20 protein-coding genes, 1 tRNA gene and 1 pseudogene are annotated in these 22061 nt (G+C 35.3%); 10 read left to right on the top strand and 12 right to left on the bottom strand.

Annotated elements, in window-relative coordinates:
- Positions 1–41: 41 nt before the first annotated feature.
- The 3 genes from QP953_RS28115 (at position 42) to QP953_RS28105 (ending at position 2126) form a co-directional block, all read left to right on the top strand.
- Positions 42–1013, top strand: a complete 972-nt coding sequence (locus tag QP953_RS28115) for a type II TA system antitoxin MqsA family protein (RefSeq protein WP_309553599.1) — start codon at positions 42–44, stop codon at positions 1011–1013.
- 36 nt (positions 1014–1049) lie between these two features.
- Entirely contained in the window at positions 1050–1490 is a 441-nt protein-coding gene (locus tag QP953_RS28110; RefSeq protein WP_309553598.1) for a hypothetical protein, read from the top strand.
- Positions 1491–1574: 84 nt separating this feature from the next.
- Positions 1575–2126, top strand: a complete 552-nt coding sequence (locus QP953_RS28105) for a hypothetical protein (protein WP_309553597.1) — start codon at positions 1575–1577, stop codon at positions 2124–2126.
- Between the two features lie 86 nt (positions 2127–2212).
- Here QP953_RS28105 and QP953_RS28100 read toward each other — a convergent pair.
- Positions 2213–2286 (bottom strand) — tRNA-Ile (locus QP953_RS28100).
- A 124-nt stretch (positions 2287–2410) separates the two neighbouring features.
- On the opposite strand from QP953_RS28100, the gene QP953_RS28095 reads away from it, so the two are divergent.
- Complete coding sequence (locus QP953_RS28095) at positions 2411–3052, top strand: HAD family phosphatase (RefSeq protein WP_309553596.1); 642 nt, start codon at positions 2411–2413, stop codon at positions 3050–3052.
- A 21-nt stretch (positions 3053–3073) separates the two neighbouring features.
- Here the strand turns inward: QP953_RS28095 and QP953_RS28090 are convergent, their stop codons facing one another.
- The 4 genes from QP953_RS28090 to QP953_RS28075 form a co-directional block, all read right to left on the bottom strand.
- Entirely contained in the window at positions 3074–4162 is a 1089-nt protein-coding gene (locus QP953_RS28090; RefSeq protein ID WP_052596902.1) for an endonuclease/exonuclease/phosphatase family protein, read from the bottom strand.
- Positions 4163–4222: 60 nt separating this feature from the next.
- On the bottom strand, positions 4223–5185 hold the full coding sequence (locus QP953_RS28085) for a rhomboid family intramembrane serine protease (RefSeq protein ID WP_052596904.1): 963 nt from the start codon (positions 5183–5185) through the stop codon (positions 4223–4225).
- A 150-nt stretch (positions 5186–5335) separates the two neighbouring features.
- Positions 5336–6058: a rhomboid family intramembrane serine protease gene (locus QP953_RS28080; protein WP_309553595.1), complete on the bottom strand. Its 723-nt coding sequence runs from the start codon at positions 6056–6058 to the stop codon at positions 5336–5338.
- A gap of 95 nt (positions 6059–6153) precedes the next feature.
- Positions 6154–6774, bottom strand: coding sequence for a NifU family protein (locus tag QP953_RS28075; RefSeq protein WP_081909548.1), 621 nt, complete (start codon positions 6772–6774; stop codon positions 6154–6156).
- Between the two features lie 760 nt (positions 6775–7534).
- Here QP953_RS28075 and dnaN point away from each other — a divergent pair.
- The 3 genes from dnaN (at position 7535) to QP953_RS28060 (ending at position 11691) form a co-directional block, all read left to right on the top strand.
- The gene (gene dnaN / locus QP953_RS28070; protein WP_052596908.1) at positions 7535–8653 is read left to right on the top strand and encodes a DNA polymerase III subunit beta; all 1119 of its coding nucleotides are present in this window, start codon (positions 7535–7537) and stop codon (positions 8651–8653) included.
- A 170-nt stretch (positions 8654–8823) separates the two neighbouring features.
- A complete protein-coding gene (locus tag QP953_RS28065; protein WP_052596910.1) occupies positions 8824–10170 on the top strand; it encodes an ATP-binding protein in 1347 nt (448 codons plus the stop codon).
- Positions 10171–10320: 150 nt separating this feature from the next.
- The gene (locus QP953_RS28060; RefSeq protein WP_309553594.1) at positions 10321–11691 is read left to right on the top strand and encodes a tetratricopeptide repeat protein; all 1371 of its coding nucleotides are present in this window, start codon (positions 10321–10323) and stop codon (positions 11689–11691) included.
- Between the two features lie 21 nt (positions 11692–11712).
- Here QP953_RS28060 and QP953_RS28055 read toward each other — a convergent pair whose 3' ends face one another.
- From QP953_RS28055 to QP953_RS28045, 3 genes are all read right to left on the bottom strand, one after another.
- Positions 11713–12417, bottom strand: a complete 705-nt coding sequence (locus QP953_RS28055) for a leucine-rich repeat domain-containing protein (protein WP_052596914.1) — start codon at positions 12415–12417, stop codon at positions 11713–11715.
- A gap of 27 nt (positions 12418–12444) precedes the next feature.
- Positions 12445–13602, bottom strand: coding sequence for a hypothetical protein (locus tag QP953_RS28050; protein WP_309553593.1), 1158 nt, complete (start codon positions 13600–13602; stop codon positions 12445–12447).
- A 124-nt stretch (positions 13603–13726) separates the two neighbouring features.
- Complete coding sequence (locus QP953_RS28045; RefSeq protein ID WP_052596916.1) at positions 13727–14218, bottom strand: glutathione peroxidase; 492 nt, start codon at positions 14216–14218, stop codon at positions 13727–13729.
- A gap of 366 nt (positions 14219–14584) precedes the next feature.
- Here QP953_RS28045 and QP953_RS28040 point away from each other — a divergent pair, with 366 nt between their 5' ends.
- Entirely contained in the window at positions 14585–14995 is a 411-nt protein-coding gene (locus QP953_RS28040) for a 6-carboxytetrahydropterin synthase (RefSeq protein WP_052596917.1), read from the top strand.
- Positions 14996–15564: 569 nt separating this feature from the next.
- Positions 15565–16575, top strand: coding sequence for a lectin-like domain-containing protein (locus QP953_RS28035; RefSeq protein ID WP_052596918.1), 1011 nt, complete (start codon positions 15565–15567; stop codon positions 16573–16575).
- Between the two features lie 489 nt (positions 16576–17064).
- Here QP953_RS28035 and QP953_RS28665 read toward each other — a convergent pair whose 3' ends face one another.
- From QP953_RS28665 to QP953_RS28025, 3 genes and pseudogenes are all read right to left on the bottom strand, one after another.
- The gene (locus tag QP953_RS28665; protein ID WP_368667160.1) at positions 17065–17127 is read right to left on the bottom strand and encodes a hypothetical protein; all 63 of its coding nucleotides are present in this window, start codon (positions 17125–17127) and stop codon (positions 17065–17067) included.
- A 236-nt stretch (positions 17128–17363) separates the two neighbouring features.
- A pseudogene (locus QP953_RS28660) lies at positions 17364–17804 on the bottom strand (glycosyltransferase family 39 protein); the annotation flags it as partial.
- A gap of 622 nt (positions 17805–18426) precedes the next feature.
- Complete coding sequence (locus tag QP953_RS28025; RefSeq protein ID WP_309553591.1) at positions 18427–20094, bottom strand: PDZ domain-containing protein; 1668 nt, start codon at positions 20092–20094, stop codon at positions 18427–18429.
- Positions 20095–20323: 229 nt separating this feature from the next.
- Between QP953_RS28025 and QP953_RS28020 the strand changes: the two genes are divergently transcribed.
- Positions 20324–21064: a GldM family protein gene (locus tag QP953_RS28020; RefSeq protein WP_052596924.1), complete on the top strand. Its 741-nt coding sequence runs from the start codon at positions 20324–20326 to the stop codon at positions 21062–21064.
- A gap of 301 nt (positions 21065–21365) precedes the next feature.
- On the opposite strand, the gene QP953_RS28015 is transcribed toward QP953_RS28020, so the two are convergent.
- Positions 21366–22058: an SDR family oxidoreductase gene (locus QP953_RS28015; RefSeq protein WP_309553590.1), complete on the bottom strand. Its 693-nt coding sequence runs from the start codon at positions 22056–22058 to the stop codon at positions 21366–21368.
- Positions 22059–22061: the final 3 nt, after the last annotated feature.

Below are 22061 nucleotides of genomic sequence, written 5' to 3'. Positions count from 1 at the left end.
ATAAAAAGAATAGAATGAAAAGTCCAATAACAGGTCAAGAAATGGTAAAAAAGGTAGAGCCTTTAGTATTAACTTTTAGAAAAGAAAAGTTTAAAATTGAATACCATTTTTATTTATGTAAAGATAGTGGAGAAAAGTTTACCACTACTAAGCTTGACGAAATAAATGTAGAACAGGTTCATAGCCAATACAGGGATAAGCACAACCTGCCTTTTATTCATGAAATAAAAGAAATTAGGGAAAAGTATAACTTATCTGCGATAAAAATGTCTCAGGTTTTAGGATTTGGACCCAATACTTATAGAGATTATGAAAATGGGGAAGTTCCCAATCGTTCAAATGGTAAGATAATCCAAGTAGCTAAAGACCCTAAACAGTTTAAGTTTTTGGTTGAAATATCTGAGGCGTTGAATGAGACTCAAAAGAAAAAGGTATTTGCTCGGATAAATACCTTATCTAATGTTAAACGTTCTAAGGATTATTATTGGGAGCAATTGTTATTTAGTAATGAGCAACCAAATATTAAAACGGGATATAAAGAGGCTTCTCTTGACAAGATAAGAGAGATGGTGGTTTACTTTGCTAATGCAATTCAACCAATGAAAACAATGTTGAACAAATTACTATTTTACTCAGATTTTCTCTCTTTTAGAGAAACAGGGTATTCTATGAGTGGGATGGAATATAGGGCAATAGAAAGAGGTCCTGTGCCTACTACTTTTGAAAGTATTTTTGAGCTTTTGGATAGAGAAGGTGTTATCGTAATTTCAGATGTAAAATTCCCTAATGGATTTTGGGGAAAGAAGTTTAGTGTTCCTACAGGAGGGGCTTTCAACCAAGATCTATTTAGCCCTCAAGAGTTAGATGTATTAAATGCAATAGAGAAGAAGTTTAAAAAATACAATACCAAGAAAATAGTAAATGCCAGTCATGAAGAACTAGCATGGTTAGATAACCATGAAACAAAAAGTATTATTGACTACTCTTATGCTTACTATTTAAAACACGTATAAGGTCTTATATAAAAAATATTAATTAAATAGATTATCATGTTTAGGTTTTTAGCAACATTAGCAGGTGTGATAGGAGGAGCTGTTATTTTAAATGAGATGTTGACAGATAAAACAAAATCAGATAGAATATCAGGAATAAATAAAGATTATATTAGTGATGAATTTTTGATAAGGTATAAGGTCAGGGATGATTTGAGTACTATAAAACAAAGAATTACTAGAAACTTGAATTTACTAATAGGAACCTGTAATAGTTTTAAGTTAGGTGATGGAGGAGAAGCAAGAGCTGCGAATTATAATGATTATTCTAAAATGTATTTGTTATGTGTAAGCTCAAGAGAGGATTATATAGATTTGTTAGAGAATTATTATATAGAGATGTATGAAGGTCATCCTCAGAATATGAATCAACGTAGAGGAGGAGGGCGAATGCAGTCACATGATGGAAAATATTATCTTTATGTGGTAATAGACTAATTTGTATATCTAGATGCTTCAATAGAAGTAGAATTAAATAATAAAAGTTGGTATAATTGATTACCATGATAAGCCCTAAAAAATATGACAATAGCAGAAAAATTAAGAAGAAAAGTTGATGAAGTAGATAGTGCAGGAATAAATACTATAGAAGCCAGACTAAAAGAATGTCTTTTGCTAGCAGAGGAACTTCAAAAGGAAAAGGTTGATGATTTAGATGAGTTTGCTAAGAATGAAGTTATTCCCAATGCTATAAGGAAATTAATTACAGCAGAAAAGGAATGCTCAAATTTCCAATATCCTTTAACTGCCCAGACTAAAGGCAATACAGTAATCCTAAAAGAAATTCAAAAGGATGTGAAAATCACAAATAAACATCTAGTTTATATTTTATGCGATGGGGAAGAAGGGATATATTTCTTACCAGATAATAGTTGGTTTAGAAATGAGAATCATATAAAGCTAGTAATAAGAGGGGGATATGTTATAGGTTTAGTGAATGGGGATATTTTCAAAATAAAGCCTAAGACTCGAATATATGATGTTTACTCTCAAGATGATTTGGAGTATATAGAGTTTCCAGAACATTTAGAAGAAAGGAAAAAGGATGTACTTGAGATACTTAGAAAAATTTAAAAACAATTCTTTTATAAAAAGAGTAAGAAAGGAAAACAAAAAAGCCCTGCAAGTTGTTCACTTACAGGGCTTTGCTTTTGTTGGTGTGGTCCCACCTGGACTCGAACCAGGGACCAGCGGGTTATGAGTCCGCTGCTCTAACCAACTGAGCTATAAGACCATTTACATCAAATTAATTGAAAGTTAATTTTTGGAATCCAAGAATTCATACTTTCTTCTTATCTTGTGCGACACAAAAATAAGCATTTGTATTTAATAAAACAATTTTTCTAAAAAATAATTCCATGGAGGCGATAAAAAATATAATTTTTGATTTGGGAGGTGTATTAATCCACTTACAACCACAGTGGACAGAGGCAGCTTTTTGTGCCTTAGCGGGCAGCAAAGCCGAATATGCTCGTATTTCTACTTTACTTCATCAGGAAAATATTTTTAATGATTTTGAAATTGGGGCAATTGATGCCACTAAATTTATAGGAGCGTTGCAACAATACAATCAAAATGCAGTGACTGAAGAACAGTTAGAAACGGCTTGGAATGCCATGTTGTTGGATATTCCTGCTAAGGGATTGACGTTAATTCAAGATCTAAAAGAACGAGGATACAACGTTTATTTATTGAGCAACACCAATAGCATTCATTTAACAGCATTTACGGATATTGCCAAGCAGGAGCATGGTATTACAGATTTTGATGCTTTGTTTGATAAAGCGTATTATTCTCATTTGATTGGTGCTCGTAAGCCAAATGTAGAAGCTTTTGAGTATGTGTTGAAGGATGCACAGTTGAAGGCTAGTGAGACACTTTTTATAGACGACAATGCTCCTAATTTGGTTGGTGCTCGACAAGCAGGAATACACACTTTATGGCACCCAGCGAATACGGATATAACAAATCACCTGAAAGGGTTTTTAGCTTTGGTGTAAATATAGTCTGAAAACATGTACCTAAAACCGAATATGAGTGTAAATAGGATAGTGGTCAGATGAAGTATTAGAAACGACTCGAAAGGCTTCAACGCTATTGATTGGACTGGTAAAAATGTAGTCGATACGCAAAAAGGGAAGCAAACCTGCGTAGGTGCTTCCTAAACCACTTCCTTTTTCTCGAAAAGCATCGGTCAAATTTTGAGCAAGTTGCCCATAAGCATAAGAACTTGGGGTGTCATTCATGTCACCACAAACCAAAACAGGGTAGGGGCTATTGTGAATATGTTGTGCAATAAAATTGGCTTGTTCTTCTCGTTGCAAAAATGCTTCTTTTAATTTATTATTAATGCGTTGATATTTTTTTTGTGTAGCGTTTTGACCTAGTGTTGATAAGTTGTCTTCGTCAAAAAGCTCATGTTCATCACTCCCCAATCCAATAGATTGTAAGTGAAAACAATAGACGCGAATTGTTTTACCATGGTATTTTAAATCAGCATAAATAGCACCATTGTAACTATTGGGAAAGTCAATGGTTCCTTTTTTTAGAATTGGATATTTGGAGAAAATAGCTAAGCTGCTGCCTCCTCCTTGAAAATGGTACGTTAAGCCCATTTTGTCTTCCAAAAATTGTTTGGCGGTTTGGTTGTATCGAGCTGTTTTTCCTGAAAACTCTTGACCACAAAAAATATCAATCGCTTGGGCTTCTATGGTACGCAATATTTTTTGTTGCGCTTGTTCTAATTTCTTTTTATCAGATAAGGCGGTAGCATTAAAGTAACGCACATTATAACTCATGATTCGGACACTATTTTCTGACGGTGCTGTATTGGACCAATTGAACCCAATTAAATTGAATAAATGTGAACCACCTAAAAAGATAGCAATCAGAGAAAGGTAAAAATAGCGTTTGCGTCGATAGAGCCAAAGAAAAGCAAACAGCAGGTTGATTAACAGCAAAAAAGGATAACCATTTGCCAAAAGAGCAAACCAGTAAAAGGTAGAAGGAGGAATCCATATTGCCAAATAAGAACAAAGTAGGAGTAAACTAACAATAATATTTGCTCCAAATAATAACTTAGTAAAGGTATTCTTTAACCAACGAAACATGAATAAAGTAGGAGTTCTCAGTAATTTGAGTAGATTAGGAAATGGGATGGTACAAAAGAGTTAGCGATAGCGATCTAAGAATACTTTCTCATCTTCTGAAAGACTGTCGTATCCAGAGCGTTTGATTTTATCCAGAATAGCATCTAGGCATTCTTCTCTAGACATTTCCTTATATTTTTGCATAAAAGAGCGACCGTACTCATTGCCATAATAATCTGATTTTTGGCTTCCTTTATAAACCTTCATTTTGGCTTTGTAAGGACTTTCGGCTCTTTGATGTGTTTTTTTCTTTTTAGATGTAGGCTGTCTTCTCTTTCTCAAAAACCAATCTCCTACATTGCGAATCGGTTTTGATAAGTCTACTCCTCGGCGTAATTGATAAATAAAAAACCATCCCATAAAAGCACCGCCCAAGTGTGCTAATGCGCCACCTGGATTATCACCAGGAATGACAATTAGATTATAAATAACCCAAGCTAAAGCAATGTATTGTAATTCAACGTCTCCAATCAGAAAAAAGCGCATGCGCCCTTTGGGATTGAGGGTAGCGGCGGCCAAAACAATGGCCATCACACTCGCCGATGCCCCTACTAGATTGCCAGTGGAATTCCAAAATGGAGGAAAAATATTATACCCAATGACAAAAAATAAGGCTCCTACAACACCGCCCCAAATATAGATGGGAAAAATTTTATCGTTTGAAATTAAACTATTGAGTTGACTACCAAACCAGAATAACACAAGCATATTCATCAGAATATGAAAAATACCCCGTAAGTCATGCAAAAACATATAGGTAAAAATGCTCCAAAAGCGAAAAGGGATTTTTTCAATTTCTGAAGGGAAATAAAACCACTCTCTGATAAAGCTGAAATAAGGCTCTGTGGTTGCGGTTGCCAAATAAAATACCACGGAGACGAGCAGTATAATAACATGCACGGCAACATTGGCCATAATCAGACGAATTATGGTATTTCCTTGATAATAACGCAGCTTTAAATCTTCCCAGATGTTTGTTGCCATGGTTGCTGTTGAGTTCTTGTGTTATTTGCTAAATAGATATGTCTCAAAATACTTGTAAAAACAGTGACTTTTGGTACAACATACTAAGTTCTTGATAAAGTTGCAGACTTCCGAATATTCGAGCCTGTTTTTTTTGTTTTTAAGATTCTCTTAAAATCTAGCCCCTTGTTTTCGCCAGAACCAAACCAAAAGAACTGCAATAGCTGCTCCCGACAAGTGAACAAAGTGGCCAATATTGGTATTGATTCCATAAACTTGTTGATACAACTCCATACAGGCAAACCCAATGGCTAAATATTTGGCTTTGACAGGCATGGGAGGGATAATTAGGTAGAGAATCCTATTGGGATACAACATGGCAAAGGTAAACAATACGCCATACGTTGCACCCGATGCACCTAATGACGGAGTATACCAAATTTTGCCCGCTGTTGCTCGGATGCTATCTAATTCAGGACTGTACAAGGTGGTTGCAATTTGATTGATTTGTCCAGTTGCAAAGGCAAATTGTTCTGGAGACAAGCCTTGTGTCAAGTATTGAACATAGCCATAATTAGCTAGTAAATAGAGCAAATTGGCTCCGAAGCCTGCTGAAAGGTACAAAAATAAAAACTTTTTTGGTCCCAAGGTTCGCTCTGTATCTGCCCCAAACATAAATAAAACCAGCATATTAAAAAATATATGCATAATTCCACCGTGCATGAAAAAGGAAGTTACTAGTTGGAAGGGTTGAAACATGGGATTTTGCACATAATAAATCATTAGATGAGGAGCAATAGCATTGCCTAATGTTTGTGCCGCTAAGAACATCAAAAGGTTCAAGATGATGAGGTTCTTAGTAATAACGGGGATCGCACTAAATTGTGATTGCATGTTGTCGTGTCTTTTTAAATCGAGCCCAAATGAAGGTTCATTTGAGCTCGGTTTTGCATGAAAGCAAGTGAATAATTCTATATGGAAATTACACCTTAGCCCATGATTGCTTCTACTGATTTAACCTCGGGAACCATGCGTTTGAGCATTCCTTCGATGCCTACTTTTAGTGTCCCTGACGAAGATGGGCAGCCGCTACAAGATCCTTGTAAGACCACATTGACCACACCATTTTCAAAAGAATGAAATTTGATGTTCCCGCCATCCATTTCTACGGCTGGGCGAACGTATTTATCCAATAGTTGTTTGATTTTTCCAACCAATTCGGCATCGTCACCCGTATATTGTTCTTCTTCCTCAGCTTCCAATTGGGCTTTAATATCTTCAAAGCCTTCTTTCATGATCACATTTCCTTCTTCTACATAAGCTTTGATAAATGTTTTTAACTCCATCATGACTGTTGCCCACTCTGTTTCTGGAGATTTGGTGACCGTTACAAAGTTATTACAAATATAAACCCCTTGAACGTAGTCAAATTTGAACAAGGCTGTTGCTAATGGAGACCACTCGGCAGCCAACTCTTGTTGATCAGCAGGAAAATCAGCCATTTTGCGAGGGTACAACATTTGGTTGGTGACAAATTTTAATGTCTCAGGATTGGGTGTTTGCTCTGTATAAAGCATTACCGGTGGTTTAGTCATTTTTTTATCTTCCATTGTTGTTTGCTATTTTATGATATAAATTAATACTCCGTTGATTTTTTAGTTTTCCTACGAAAAACGTAAAAAAGCATCTTGCTGATAATCAAACTAATATGATTTAGCTGCGCTGCTACTACGTGGTTTCAACGGAGTAATGATAAATACTTCTAGAGTATTATTGGATAGAACAGAATTTTTTATCTAAAAATTCCATTTCTTTAGTCTTAAAAATTGATTGCACAAAAATAACAAAAAAAGCCCTTTTTTGTTGCTGTGTTTGAAATTTTAGTGTTTTTATGAGAATATTATGATAATTGAAATGAGCAAATAAAAAGCCCTTTCGGATTTCTTGTCTATAATCCCCTCAATAAATTTCCTTTATACGAAGAAAACACTATTTTTGTAGTTAGAGCCTGTTTAAATTCTATCTTCAAGTTACAAATGCTTGATTTTGCCTTTATGGGCAGTTTTTTTGAGCCTTGATAGTGTTACTATCAGCCTAAAAAAGGATGAATTGGCAACCTCAAAACCATATTATACAGAATTAAAAGAATTTGTATAAGTAATGTTAGATGTGGTCGGTATGCATTCAGACGTTCCTCTACAAAACATTACCCAATACCAAGCCTCAAATTATTATGTACTTAGATTTAAGAGCCTTATAAGTATTTTACTTGGCGACTCAAATTTAAGTTTTAAAAATAGGATGTATAAATGTACAGGAGACAAATTCTTTTTAGTATGATTTTCTAACAAATTATTGTAAAATCAAACCATGCAATTTTCTATTTCTTCAGCAGACCTTAAGGAGCAACTTCAAATTATTAATGGGGCAATTAGCTCTAATCCTATCTTGCCAATATTGGAAGATTTTTTATTCAAAATAGAAGGAGATACCTTGACCATTACGGCTACCGATAACCAAACTTTTATGACGGCTGCTTTGCATGTAGATGCAGATGAAGATGGATGTGTCGCAATTCCTGCTCGAATTTTGTTGGATACTTTAAAGCAATTGCCTACACAACCTTTAAAATTTTCTATTGACTTAGAAACATTTGCTGTTGCTGTTACGTCTCAGTTTGGCCAATATAAGTTGGCAGGAGAAGATGGAAATGATTTTCCAAAAATCCCATCTCCTGATAAGGTGGATAATATTGATATTCCTGCAACGGTATTGTTAGAAGGAATCAACAAAACATTGTTTGCAACAAGTACGAATGAGTCGCAAGTGGCAATGACAGGGGTATTTGTTCAAATCAATAGCGAAGGGTTGACTTTTGTAGCAACGGATGCACACAAGCTGGTTAAATATAGCTTTACGGATATTGACACAGAACTTGATGGGGCTTTTATTTTGCCCAAAAAAGCATTAAATTTGTTGAAAAATGCGTTGTCTAATAGCAATCAAAGTGTGAATATCACTTATAATGATACCAATGCGATTTTCTATTTTGGAAACCAAGTATTGTCTTGTCGCCTTATTGATGAAAATTATCCCAATTATGGAGCGGTTATTCCTTCGGATAATCCCAATACAATGAGCATTACAAGAACGGATTTCTTAAATTCGTTGAAACGTATTGCAAACTATGCTAACAAAACAACCAATCAGGTCAAATTGGAAATATCGGACAGCAGCTTGACAATAGAGGCAGAAGATTTGGATTTTTCTAACCGAGCTACCGAACAATTGCCTTGTTTTTATGATGGCGATGCGATGACAATTGGTTTCAATGCAAAGTTTTTAATTGAAATGTTGAACACAATTGGTGGAGATAACGTGCGTATTGAGTTGTCTAGCCCCAATCGTGCTGGTATCCTTAGAACAGAAGAACAAGCCCCCAACGAAGATTTGTTGATGCTTGTGATGCCTGTTATGTTAAATGTATAAGACTTGCTCTTATAGAGAGAGAATAATAGAATGAGGCTGTTCCTTTGAGGAACAGCCTTTTTTGTTTGGGATAGTATTTTTATTAGAAAAATGGTATTTTGTAACAAAACAATAAAATATTTGCTTGAATTTTAGAAGCTTGAAAATAATTATTCTAATACCAATTGCCAATGAGAGAAAACCAAAATACAGAATGGAAACTTTTGTGGAAAGATGAATATCTAAAATGGATTTGTGGTTTTGCCAATGCACAAGGAGGGCGTATCTATTTGGGAATTGACGACGATGGCAAAGTGGTGGGGTTGCGTAAGTATCGACATCGGATGGAAAGCCTACCTGGCAAAATTCTTAGTAATCTAGGGATTTTGTGTGATGTTAACTTACTTTTGGAGCAGGATAAATATTATATCGAAATTGTTGTCGATGCTTATGATGTTCCAATTTCTTATCAAGGAAAATATTATTATCGTTCGGGGAGTACCAAACAAATTTTGCAAGGAACAGCTTTGAATGATTTTTTGATGCGCAAGTCTGGAAAAACTTGGGATGCGATTTTAGAGCCTCAGGCTACTTTGGATGATTTGTCTGAAGAGACGATCCAATTGTTTAAGCAAGGAGCTATTTCTAGTCAACGACTTCCTTCTATTGGTTCGGATACGATGGAAGAGGTCTTAAAGAACCTTCGCTTACAAAAAAAAGGACGTTTAAAAAGAGCTGCTATTTTGTTATTTGGCGATGACCCGAGAGATTTTTACCCTACAGCGTATATCAAAATTGGAAAGTTTGGCACTTCCGATTCGGAATTATTATCACAAGAAACCGTAGAGGGCAACATCATAGAATTGGCAGATAAGGTAATGGCGATTTTGGATGCCAAATATATTACGGCTACGATTTCTTATAAGGGATTGCAACGACAGGAACGTCCAGAGTATCCTCCTTTGGCAATACGAGAAATTTTATTAAATGCCTTGGTACATCGAACTTATATTCAAGCCCCTATTCAGATTAGTTTGTACAAGGATAAAATGATGGTCTGGAACGAAGGTAGCTTGCCGTCGGGCTTGACAATAGAGAATCTAAAAGAGAAACATCCTTCTTTGCCCAAAAATCCTATCTTGGCAGAAGTGTGTTTTAAGGGAGGTTTGATTGAGGCTTGGGGAAGAGGAATCCCTAAGGTAATTGAGGAGTGTCAAAAGTGGGCATTGCCAGAACCTAAAATTGAATTGTTGGGTGGAGGCATTGCCATTACCCTATATAAAAATAAATACACGGAGGATTACTTGGATAGCCTTGATTTGAGTGAGCGACAGCTGAAAGGACTCGAATACGTAAAAGAGCATGGGCAAATTACCAATAGTATCTATCAAGAGATTAATACGATAACAGACCGAACTGCCAGAAGAGATATTAATGAATTGGTAGAAGTACATCAGTTGTTAGTAAAACATGGTACTACGAAAGGCGCTTTTTATACTTTTCTTGGAGATAATAAGGTCAAGGATTCTAAGCTATAATTGGTCATAATTGTCCGAATAAAAAGTGCTTTGTCTGAATAATGTCCGAATAATTGAGTTTTTGTCCGAATAAAAGGCAACAAAACTAAAACGGTCTCATTTTTGATTTTTAGAGAAAATATATTGAGCTCTTAGATAAAAACTTACAATATGAAATACCTTACTTTATTCTTTGCAATGATTGTTGTTAATAATGTTTTGGGACAAACCGCCAAAGCGTATTATCAAAAAGGGAATGTATTCTTTAAAGAAAAAAAATATGCTGAAGCAGTCGATAGCTATAATGCAGCTTTGGAAATAGATTCTCTATACGTATTTGCGTTGACAAATAAGGGGCGGGCTTTGTTTGAACAAAATAAACATGAAGCATCAAAAGAAGTTTTTGATAAGGTAGTAGAACTAAGTCCCGAAGATATGGATGCTTATTATAATCGAGCCAAGTGCTATCGAGCGATGGATTATTTTGAAAATGCCATTATGGATTATAGTACCGTACTGGAGTTAAGTCCTAAACATTTAGATGCTTATTACAATAGAGGATTGACATACCAAGAGGTTAACCGCAATCAAGAAGCGATCAAGGATTTTGAGAAAGTGTTGGAACTGAAGGAACTTCGAACGACTACTAGCGAACAGTATCGTGATATTTATACTTTGTTGGGCTTTTCGAAACGATTGTTGGGAGAGTTTGATGCTGCCTTGGTTGATTTGGAAAAGGCAATTTCCTTAAATTCTAAGGATGCAGCGGCTTACTACCATCGTGGTACCATTCGAGTAGGGACGGATGCCATAGAAGCTGGTTTGTTAGACCTAACCAAAGCAATTCAGTTGAAGCCCGATTTTGCAAAAGCTTATTATCAAAGGGGCTTGACTTATCGGATGCAAAAAGATTATAAAAATGCGATTAAAGATTTTTCTAAAGTAATAGAAATTAACCCAACAGCTAATATGGGGTATATTTCGAGAGGCTATACTTATGCCAATATGGGCAAGGCGAAAGAGGCCATTAAGGATTATGATAAAGCAATAGCAATTAACCCCAAAGATGCTGCAACGCATATCCGAAGAGGTTATGCCAATATTGATTTGAAAGCTTATGAAGATGCAGTGGTAGATTTTACAACCGCCGCAGATTTAAAAACACCTTTTTCAAGCTATGCCTATAACAATAGGGGAAATGCTAGGCGTCTTTTGAAAGATTATGATGGTGCCTTGGAAGATGTCAATTTATCGCTTCAAATGGATTCTTTAAATGCTTTTGGGTATAGTAATCGTGGCTTGATTTGGATGGATAAAGGAGTGACCAATAATGCCTTGGAAGATTTTAACCGAGCAATAGAATTGAATAATCAAATTGCAGAATTCTATTATAATCGTGGTACTTACTATCTGAATTTGAAAATATACGACAAGGCGACAGCAGACTTTAGTAAATCGGTAGAACTGGCTCCTGAATACAAACAAAAAGAAATTCCTAAATTGCTAAAAATTGCTAAAAGAGGTTTTTTATCTGGGGATTGATGAGGGGTGATGTTTAAGTGACTATTTTAATAGGATTATGCCAGCCTTATTAAAACTTTCCATTTGGTAGGAAGGAATAGTCAAGTTTTGGCATTGATAGCAGGATATAAACTTTAATTTGGGAAGGTTTAGTAGCTCATTGGGTAGCTTTTTGATAGGATTTTCTTGAATAGAAAAATAATCTAAATGTTCAAATTGTTGAATGGATGGCGGAATTTTATGTAGGTTACAGTTTTCCAACTCTAATCTTTCGAGCCAATTCATTTCCCATATTGAACTCTTTTCAGATAAATCAGGACAATGCGTAATTTCTAAGGATTTTAATTTCTTTAAAGCCCATAAATTAGATGGTAGTGTAGAGGTATAGTTTTTAATTTGTAGAATAGTCAAATTCTCAAGCTTAGATAATGCATTGGATAAATGTCCTTCTTGGTTTTCAAAATCAAGGGATAACTTAATTAGATGTTTTAGTAGGTATACATTTTCAGGTATACATCCTAATTTTCCAGCTAATTCTATTGTTTTTTTAGTAGTAAATGCTGTGATAACTTTGGCATCAATTTCAAAATTGGTCGGAAGTGCTTCGAGCTTAAAGACGTGGCGTAGAATCCATTGAACAGTGGGAAGTTGTTCTATTGGCATGCCTTCATTCTTGGCTAGAATTAACGCTAATTCTACATTGTTAATATTCGGAGAGAATAAGAGTTTTTCAATTTTATCTTCCATATTTGAATAAAGCAATTTATCATCAGATTACTGCACAACCAACTTAGGACGTCTCAATATATGATGAATTTTGATAGAAACATCTAGGAATAAAATTCTAGGATTGCCATTGCGTTCTACATGGAACGCTGTTTCATCAAAAAGCGTAATCAGTTCTTGAAGTTGATCCACTCCAATTACTTTTAGCATATTTTGAGCTGTTGTCAGTTCTGCCTTTTGAAGGCGTACTTTTAATTGACCACCTCCTAGTTGTAAGCTCAAGAATTCTTTTAGAAAGTAAAGTGCATATTGCAAAAAAACGACCTGATCCTTGCGCCCCATTTTAGTGAAAAAGTCTTTTTGAGGATGTTTGCCACTCACAATACCTTCCACCCATTGTACCATCTCTTGTGGTTTGCCTTGGTAACAAACCCGTAGCCAATCGACAAATAGGGTTGCATTGTTATCATCCATATCTTCTACCAAAGCGCAAGCTTTGTTGTAGTTGCCTTCAACCAAATATGCGATTGTCTGTGCTTTTTGAGCACTTAAATTTTTGTTTTGTTCCAGCGCTTTGGCAATTTGCTCGTCTTCTAATCGAGGAATATTCACTAGTTGACAACGAGATAAAATGGTATTCAATATTTTACCTTCTTCTTCAGAAATCAATAAAAATACAGTATTGGGACGAGGCTCTTCGATGAGTTTTAGCAAGCGATTTCCTTCTTTACCTAAGTATTCAGGAAGCCATAAAATCATAATTTTGAAGCGCCCTTCTAGTGCTTTGTAACTTAGGCGTTGGACGATAGAAACACATTCATCTTTGGTAATGTTTCCTTGTTTATTTTCTGCTCCTAAGTATTCAAGCCATTGATTGGCATTGAGATAAGGATTTTCGGTGATAGCAGCACGCCATTCTTTTATAAAATTGGTACTAATTGCCTTTGAACCAACGGTTGGATAAGAAAAGTGTAAATCAGGGTGGACGTATTTATTGGTTTTGCGGCAAGCACCACAAGTGCCACATGCATCTTGGTCGGCGGGTTGTTCACACAGCAAAAACTGAGCATAAGCTAAAGCTAATGCCAGTGCTCCATTTCCTTCTTTACCTAAGAAAATTTGAGCGTGTGCTGTTCGTTCTGCACGATAACTCTCGACAAGGTGCTGCTTTATTTTTTCATGCCCAAATACTTCCTTAAATAGCATACTAATTGATTGGTCAACTTTGATAAATTATGTTTTGGTACTTTAAACTTCCACACAATTTATCAAAGTACCAAATTTATTTGGATTGAAAAGAAATAAATTTTGAGGAGACATTCAAACTAGCTTATGCCGAAACACCTAAAGCCGATAGTACCTCATCAGAAGCAGGTTCTGTTTGAGGATCGAAAACATGGGTCAAAAAACCTTGTTCATCAAAAACATATTTTTGAAAATTCCAGCTTACTTCAGAATCTTGAACACCGTTTTGTGCTTTTTCTGTTACAAAGGAGTACAAATAATGCTTATCGTCTCCCTTTACAGAAATTTTTGTTGTCATTGGAAAACTAATATGATAAGTAAATCTACAAAATTTTTCAATGTCTTCATTAGAGCCTGGTTCTTGTCCACCAAAGTTGTTGGCAGGACAACCAACAATGACAAATTTATCAGAAAACTCTCGATACATTTCTTCTAATTGTGCATATTGTGGTGTCAAACCACATTCTGAAGCTACATTTACGAGCAAGATTTTTTTTCCAGCATAGTCAGAAAAGTTAATTTCATTGCCTTTTAAACCTTTAAGGGTCAATTTATGGATGCTTTGAGGTGTGTTCATAATTTTATTTAGATATTATTAAGTAATAGTTAGCGACACGACTACTCGGTAGTTTGTAAGTTTAATAGTCCGTCAATTATTAGTTAATTTGGATATTACTTGCGTTCTTGTTGATAATATATTTACTTATTTAACAACATATTTCTAGCGTTTTAGTTATTAATAGTTCATGAATTTTTTGTTTTTTTTGTCAAAGGAAATGAAAAACAATCTTGTTTTGTATGGATTATTAGTTAAATATGGTTTTGATTGATGGTTAGGATGCTACTCGTTTTGGTAATGTTTAAGATTTTAGAATAGGAAGTGGCTAAAAACGAATAGTTTACGAATTAATAAAGAACCAAAATAAATTTTTTTTGAAAAGATATGTATATTTCAGTATTTCGAAAAGCACATTTTAATGCCGCTCATCGGTTGCACAATCCTAATTGGTCAGAAGAAAAGAATGAAGCTATTTTTGGATTGTGTAATAATAGTTATTACCATGGGCATAATTATGAATTAGAGGTCAAAGTAAGTGGAGAAGTAGATCCTGAAACGGGTTATTTGATCGACTTGAAGCTGTTGTCGGATATAATTAAGGAGCATGTAGAGGACAAACTGGATCATAAAAACCTAAATTTACAAGTAGAAGAATTCAAAAATTTAAACCCTACTGCAGAAAATATTGCGTTTGTAATTTGGCAAATTTTAAGAAACGAACTGGATGAAAAATACGATTTGATGGTTCGTTTGTACGAAACGCCACGGAATTATGTGGAGTATGAAGGTAAATAGGTATTGAAACTGTTGAAAAAAGATTATATTTGTTAAATGTGCCCCTCTATCCTGTAGTCAAAGGACTATGGACCAAAACTTGTTTTGTGCAAAAACTATGATTTGTTATCATTTGTTGTTAAATGGAAAATAATTAATGTAATCAATCCATACAAACTCGATAGCAAGATTTTACACAAATCAATGCCAAACAAAGCGCAATAGAATTGAGTTTAGGGTTGTTTTGCTGTCAACAAAACAAACAAAACTCACTCAATGCTTATACAATGTGCATTCACGAACAAAAAATAGAGCGTTCCTGTGGTGCCATAAGCAATATTTAGCGATCTAATGAAGATATCGCTTCGTAGAAAACACGCAGTAGCAGCGTAGCAAACTAAGCAAAGCGCGTTAGTTGACTAGGTGTGTGCTGCGCAGTTGATTATTAATAAAATTTGGTTTTATTATTTTGATTTTTAAAGTTTTGATAATCATCTTTTGGGTAAGGTGTCTTGTGAAAGCTAAAAGATCTACGAAGTATTAATGAAGAAAATACATCTTGCAAAAATAATTAGTATACTTTTCTGTAAATGAAAACTAAGTCCAAGTATCTGATAACAATATGTCTTATTTTGTCCAGTCAGATTACGATACTTATAGCACAACCTTCGTTTACACTAAATGGATCTACCATAGTCATGTCGGAGAATTGTTATCGTTTAACATCTCACGAATCATCTAATGACGTTGGTAGCCTTTGGTGCGAATTTCCTATTGATTTAACGAATGCCATTAATTTGCGTTTTGCCATTAATTTGGGCTGTTCGAAATATGCTGGAGAAGGGATCGCTTTTGTTATGCATACGGATTCTAACAGCTATGATGCGCTAGGATGCAATGGTTCGGTAATGGGGTTCGGAAAATCAAGCAACTGTGAAGGGATCGCTCCTTCTTTGGCTTTGGAAATTGATACCCGCTTTAATAGAAACCACAAAGATTTGTACCAACCTCACTTAGCGTTGGTAAAAGATGGTAATTTAGGAAAACCATTGACTGCACCTATTCGAGCAAAAGAATATGGCAAAGATGTGCGAGATTGTGAATACCATGATGTTCAGATTACGTGGTTTCCATCCAAACAGGAACTTTGTATTTATTTTGACGGAGAAGTTCGAATCACGTACAAAAAAGACTTGATCAATGAGATTTTTGGTGGTACTCAAAGTGTCTATTTTGGTTTTACAGGAAGTACTAGTAGCCGAGCGAATATGCAGATGGTTTGTGTCCAATCTCTGGTCATTGAAGTTGATGGAGATTTTGAGCGAAAACGGAATTTTGAAGATGCAATAGGTATTTATCCAAATCCTTTAAAAGAGAAAATAACAATTGATGTTGATTTATCAGAGGAGCAAGATGTACAAATGCAGTTGTACGATAGCACGGGTAAATTGATTTATGAAATACCAACCCATGCTACTCAATCTAAAAAGTATTATTTTAATATGCCTGGTTTACCTTCAGGGGTCTATTATGTGACCGTTACCAATGGAACCAATCGGGTTAGTAAAAAAATTGTGCACATATCTTCTATTCGTGCCTAGTGTGGTGTAGGGCTGAAATGAGCTTATTGAACCACTCGTTTGTATAGTCTAAATGACGTTAGATTTAAATCAATTTCTTCGTATTCTGTTGTATTTAATATTTTTCTTTTGGGAAGAATTAGGTAATCTTGATGGGTAAATACAGTGGATAAATCAATATAAAAATAGCGATACATATAAGCATGCAAATTCCAAATTTTGTATAAAGAAGGAGGAATATGTACAATTGTATTAGGTGGGATTATCTGACCAATTGCCATACTATCGGGCAAGACATCATAACTTCGAGCATATTTTCCCATATTTCTGATACTTAGACCAACACACAGTACTAACCCTAGCATAAGGCCTATTTTTAACAACTTATTGAGGGATTCAAATTTCAAAAAATAGTGCATCAAAGCTTTAAAGGTAGGAAAAATAAAAGTTGCCATACTCAGACAGTAAAAAAGCATAGAAGGCACAATATAAAAACGTAGTTGTTTAGGGCTAATGAGCATAGGCAAAGAAGCCGAACAAGCAATAAGAAACCATAAAAAAAACAACCGCCAATTGATTTTTTCTTGAACAGGAATGGCGAAAATCTTAGTGAGTAGGTGCATACCAACTAATAAACTAACAACAATAAGGGATTCTTCTATAATTGCTTGAAGGAGAAAAAAACGGTGTTCTGCTAAGCTATCCATGCCCGATAAAGACCCTTTTAACTGAAGTTCTAAATAGACTTCGAAGAACGTTAGCGCTCTAGGGCTGGTTATAAAAAGCAACCAATAATAAAGAGCCATAAAAATCCCTGTAGCAGTAGTAGCTAAGATTGCTTTGCCTAGTAAATTTCGTTGATACAGCAAGGCATAAATAATATAGGTAGCCAAGGGATACAAGGCAACAGGACCTTTGACTAAAGTGCCTCCAAATATCAATAAACTGGAAAGGAAAACAGAACCAATCCAATGTTTATCAGTCGATATATTTTTCAGATGAATCCAAATGGCTGTAGTCGTGAATAAAGTTAAAGTATTTTCAAGCATATTGTTACCGTAACTCCATCCAATGATAGGAATACACGTCCAAAAAAAAATAGCTAAACTACTGCCCGATTTGTAAAATAATTGCCAACATTGGTGTATCAGAAAAATGGTCAAACAAGCCATGAGCAGAGAAAACGTACGCTCTAGCCAATAGACGTCTCCGAGTACCCAAAAGAACAAGCTTTGAATCCAGAAAGCCATAGGAGGGTGGCCATTAAAACTATTATCTAATGTATTGGAAACTTTTAAATCCCAAATTGTTGCTTGAGCATCAAATACAAGGTTGCGGGAAATAGCAGAATAAAACATCCCATCGTCAAATACGCCATACATCCATAAAGGAACTACCCACCAAGCAAAAATCATCACTAAGTTAGACAATTTCATAATGCTTAAAGATTGGAGACGTTTGTTCAACATAATAAGTTTTATCCTATTTTTAGCGGACAATTGGTTGTTGATAAAAGAAAAAAACGAAGCTTGCCGAGTAGGCTTGTGCTAGTAGCACAAAAGCCCAAGGTCATGAGCCTAGCGAACTAATCCATCACCACATAGTAGTAGTGCAGCTAAATATTAAAATCTAAGGTACTCAATTTTTTTTACCAAACTTAATACGTACTAAAATTACGTAGCATGAATGGTAGATTAACAAGAAAGGGCTGAAACAAAGTAATTACCTCAACGTTTTATCTTTCTTTTTGTTCTCTTTAGTAGAACGGAAATTGCTAGAAAAGGCATCAATAAAAATGCCGAAAAAACGAAGCTTTTTCGGCATCTATGATTTAAGGAGAACTTGTTGCCAAGAGAATCCCAATACAACTACTTATTCTACAATAACTTGTTTGGTAATTTGTTGTTCTCCATGCATCAAGTTGATGAGATAAGTACCAGAAGGATATTTAGATAAGTCAATTTGATCATTGTAATTTCCTTCAAAATTTTGAATGTTTTTACTAAACATGGTTCGACCGTCTAAGCCAAGCACCTGAATTGTTAATGGGGCTTTTTCTCCTTCAAATCGAATGTTAACAATATCGGCAGTTGGGTTAGGGAATACCTCCATAACAGCTTTGGTTTCAAAAGTTGGAAGAACCAAGTCTTTCATATTTTGAGGCAAATCTTCTTTGGGTGCTTCTATTGGTGTTTCTTCTTGAATAAAAGTATTGGTTTCGCAGTATTCTTCTAGTTTCGTAATTTTAGCAGCAGTTCTAGGGTTATTCGCCCAAGAGCCGAGTGTTGCCTCAATCAGCATGGTTTTGTTGTTTCTGACAACTTGAATTTGAATTTGGTCACCAGGTTTTTTACTTTGAATAAATTGAATAGCTTCTTTAGTACTGCTAATAGGAGTTTGATCCATTTTAGTAATTTTATCCTCTGCTTTTAATACCGCAGCAGCGGCACCTGTTCCTTTGATGATAGAAGACAGCCGAGCACCACTACCGTCTTCATTGGAAGCATGATTAAGATAGACTCCCAAAAAAGGCTTGCTATACATTTCAGCTAATCTTTCGCAAGCACTTTCTTGCATTTCTTGTTCTTCTTGTTGATTTTCTGCGCAATATTCTTCTAATTTAGTGATTTTAGCAGCAGTTCTAGGGTTATTTGCCCAAGAGCCGAGTGTTGCTTCAATTAGCATGGTTTTGTTGTCTCTGACAACTTGAATTTGAATTTGGTCACCAGGTTTTTTACTTTGAATAAACTGAATGGCTTCTTTGCTGCTCTGAATAGGAGTTTGATCCATTTTAGTAATTTTATCTTCTGCTTTTAATACCGCAGCTTCAGCACCCGTTCCTTTGATAATAGAAGACAATCTAGCACCATCGCCTCCATCTGTATGAGGGCTACTAAGGTAAACTCCCAAGAACGGTTTGCCGTATAGTTTTTCTAACTTTTCGCAAGCATTTTCTTTTAAGTACCCATCAGAATTAGAACTCCAAGAGTAGGTGTAATTGTAATTTTGACGGTGATTTAGATAATGATTTTGGGAAGTAGAGCGAAGAATAGAAGCAGCTGTATGCGTTGCTCCATCTCGTTCGTATTGGACTACAATAGCATCCCCAACTTGATGACCTTGAATTATCTCATGTAGATTCGCAATGTTAGCGGTCTTTTTTCCATCAATACTTATAATTTTATCATTTTCTTGTAGCCCAATTTCTGCGGCAGTAGTATTGGGGAATGTTTTTAATACCACAACTCCCGATTCGTTTCCTTTTAGCAAAACACCTAACTTCGGCTTGTTATCTATTACTTCTATTTCTTCTTCTTGGGAAGGTTCCCAGTGGTAAGCAATCTGCCCTTCATAACTTTCAGAAGGAGCATTATTTACAAAAACTCGAACATTTTTATTCAAATTTTTCTCAATGGTTGTAACTTTGTGGTCTGTACTAGTATTGCTATCTTGTGCAAAAATAGAGTTGGAAGAGCTAGAGGTGATCATAGTTAAACTCAATCCATAAATCCAAGCTTTTCGATTAAAAAAAGTTTTCATATTAGTATAATTTTTACAAGTGGTTGAACAGAATTATTAGCGGTAATTGGTTTGACCACTTTTGTTAAAATGATAAAAGGTTTAAACCATCCAAGTACAGAAGGAATGGAGTTATAAGTGGTGGTTTGTCAATCTCTTGTAAATTTAAGGAACGAATGGCGTTATTCTTCTTAAGGAAAGGTTAATAAGGCGTTAAGTATTAAAAACAAAATAAAATAAGGTAGTGCAAATGAAAATAGAAATTTTATTACTTGTCTGTGGCGGGCTTTTTCTCGGTACAAGTTGTGGAACAACAAAAAAAGTACAAAAGAACGACGACAAAGAAATAACAACAGTAACAACTACGGACACTATCCCTCCTCAAGTAATTTCTCACCCTCCTGTATATATTGAAGGTGGAACTAGAAAAAAGATCTTTTATGTAGGGATGCCGAGTACCGTCAAGGTTTATGCTGAAGGAGGGAATACTGCTCATTTAGATGTATCTGTAAGTGGAGGAGAGTTAATACCTGCTGATTTGACCAAAGGTTTGTACAGTTATACCGAAAAAATACCAGGAATCGCTGTAGAGGTCGTTGCCAAAGATACTTCTAAGGGAATTGTTGTTTCTGAAATTTTTGATGTTGTAGAGATACCTGCTCCCGATGCTTATGTCGGTAAATATCGAAAGCCAGTAGATACCAAACGAGTAGAATTTACGGTAGAGGAGTTTAAGCAACAAGACGTACTCATGTTAAAACACGATGAGAGGGTACCTGCTCGTTGCGATGCGGAAAGTTATACATTGATTCACATCAATAAAGAGGGTAAGAGGGCTGTCCATGCCAATCAAAATAAACGAGGAATGTTTGATGAAACAACGCAAGCAATGATTTCAAATGCTCAACAAGGAGATATTTTTATTTTTGAAAATATAAAATCAACCTGTTCGCCATACCCTGTTAAAAATATAGTCTATCTGCTAAAATAGAATTGTTTTTGAGGGCAATAAGTAGAGTCCTCTAGGGGGCTTTTTTTTGAAAAAGAGGCGTTTTGAAGATTTTTTATAAAAAAAAATAAAAAAAAAATCACATAATGTTCACACTTTTAATTAGGGCTGCATTAAGAAGTGTAGTTAAGAATAACAACGATGTTTTTCCAAACTATATTCAACTTCAATAACCATGAAGTTTCAACCTTGAATTAAGATGTGTGTTTTTATAGATTAGATAGTATGTTTTAAACCTAACTTGGCTCCCACCGAGTTAGGTTTCTTTTTTTAGTAACTATCCCTAAATATCCCCCAATTGAGGACGCAATAAAATTTCTTCTACAACTGTTCGATCACTCAGATTATAAATGTCGAGTAGTGTTTGTGCAATGTCTTCTGCTTTCATAAAACGTTCCTCAGGTAAATCTGTTCCTTCCCAAGATGCTGTATAGGTAGCTCCTGGCATGACAGCCGTAACTCGAATGCCTTTATCTTTTACTTCTTCTCTCAAAACTTTAGAAAAACCCAACATAGCATGTTTAGAAACAGCATAGGCACCATAAGGCATGATACTAGCAATAGAACACATGTTAAAAATATGCCCTTTTTTTTGCGTAATCATACTAGGAAGTATGCTTTGAGTCATGTAATAAGTGCTATATAGGTTTAAATCCATCATCATTTCGAACGCAGATTCATTTTCAGATTGCGCTAACTCACAAGGAATAAATACGCCTGCATTGTTCACCAAAATATCAATGCTAGCCCATTGTTTAACAATAGCAGCAGCAAAGTTTTTGACAGCATCTTTTTTAGACATATCAACAACTTGACCAATAACCTCAATAGAGTAGGTGTCTTCTAAGTGTTTTTTTAACGCATCAACGTCGGTTTGTGTGCGAGAACAAATAGCAACATTAAAGCCATTTTGAGCAAATAATTCGGCTACAGCACGACCAATTCCTTTAGTAGCTCCTGTTATAATTGCATTCATTAT

Source organism: Aureispira sp. CCB-E, assembly GCF_031326345.1.
In the GTDB taxonomy this organism is placed as follows: Bacteria; Bacteroidota; Bacteroidia; order Chitinophagales; family Saprospiraceae; genus Aureispira.
Note: the sequence above shows the minus strand (reverse complement) of the source record. Positions and strands in the feature narration are given on the sequence as shown.

Bases quoted from the DNA above. Each gene is read 5' to 3' on its own strand.
- QP953_RS28045 (WP_052596916.1), bottom strand. From the start codon at position 14,218: ATGAACACACCTCAAAGCATCCATAAATTGACCCTTAAAGGTTTAAAA.
- QP953_RS28035 (WP_052596918.1), top strand. From the start codon at position 15,565: ATGAAAACTAAGTCCAAGTATCTGATAACAATATGTCTTATTTTGTCC.
- QP953_RS28055 (WP_052596914.1), bottom strand. From the start codon at position 12,417: ATGGAAGATAAAATTGAAAAACTCTTATTCTCTCCGAATATTAACAAT.
- QP953_RS28065 (WP_052596910.1), top strand. From the start codon at position 8,824: ATGAGAGAAAACCAAAATACAGAATGGAAACTTTTGTGGAAAGATGAA.
- QP953_RS28020 (WP_052596924.1), top strand. From the start codon at position 20,324: ATGAAAATAGAAATTTTATTACTTGTCTGTGGCGGGCTTTTTCTCGGT.
- QP953_RS28105 (WP_309553597.1), top strand. From the start codon at position 1,575: ATGACAATAGCAGAAAAATTAAGAAGAAAAGTTGATGAAGTAGATAGT.
- QP953_RS28110 (WP_309553598.1), top strand. From the start codon at position 1,050: ATGTTTAGGTTTTTAGCAACATTAGCAGGTGTGATAGGAGGAGCTGTT.
- QP953_RS28075 (WP_081909548.1), bottom strand. From the start codon at position 6,774: ATGGAAGATAAAAAAATGACTAAACCACCGGTAATGCTTTATACAGAG.
- QP953_RS28115 (WP_309553599.1), top strand. From the start codon at position 42: ATGGTAAAAAAGGTAGAGCCTTTAGTATTAACTTTTAGAAAAGAAAAG.
- QP953_RS28050 (WP_309553593.1), bottom strand. From the start codon at position 13,602: ATGCTATTTAAGGAAGTATTTGGGCATGAAAAAATAAAGCAGCACCTT.
- QP953_RS28060 (WP_309553594.1), top strand. From the start codon at position 10,321: ATGAAATACCTTACTTTATTCTTTGCAATGATTGTTGTTAATAATGTT.
- QP953_RS28090 (WP_052596902.1), bottom strand. From the start codon at position 4,162: ATGTTTCGTTGGTTAAAGAATACCTTTACTAAGTTATTATTTGGAGCA.
- dnaN (WP_052596908.1), top strand. From the start codon at position 7,535: ATGCAATTTTCTATTTCTTCAGCAGACCTTAAGGAGCAACTTCAAATT.
- QP953_RS28080 (WP_309553595.1), bottom strand. From the start codon at position 6,058: ATGCAATCACAATTTAGTGCGATCCCCGTTATTACTAAGAACCTCATC.
- QP953_RS28040 (WP_052596917.1), top strand. From the start codon at position 14,585: ATGTATATTTCAGTATTTCGAAAAGCACATTTTAATGCCGCTCATCGG.
- QP953_RS28015 (WP_309553590.1), bottom strand. From the start codon at position 22,058: ATGAATGCAATTATAACAGGAGCTACTAAAGGAATTGGTCGTGCTGTA.
- QP953_RS28095 (WP_309553596.1), top strand. From the start codon at position 2,411: ATGGAGGCGATAAAAAATATAATTTTTGATTTGGGAGGTGTATTAATC.
- QP953_RS28025 (WP_309553591.1), bottom strand. From the start codon at position 20,094: ATGAAAACTTTTTTTAATCGAAAAGCTTGGATTTATGGATTGAGTTTA.
- QP953_RS28085 (WP_052596904.1), bottom strand. From the start codon at position 5,185: ATGGCAACAAACATCTGGGAAGATTTAAAGCTGCGTTATTATCAAGGA.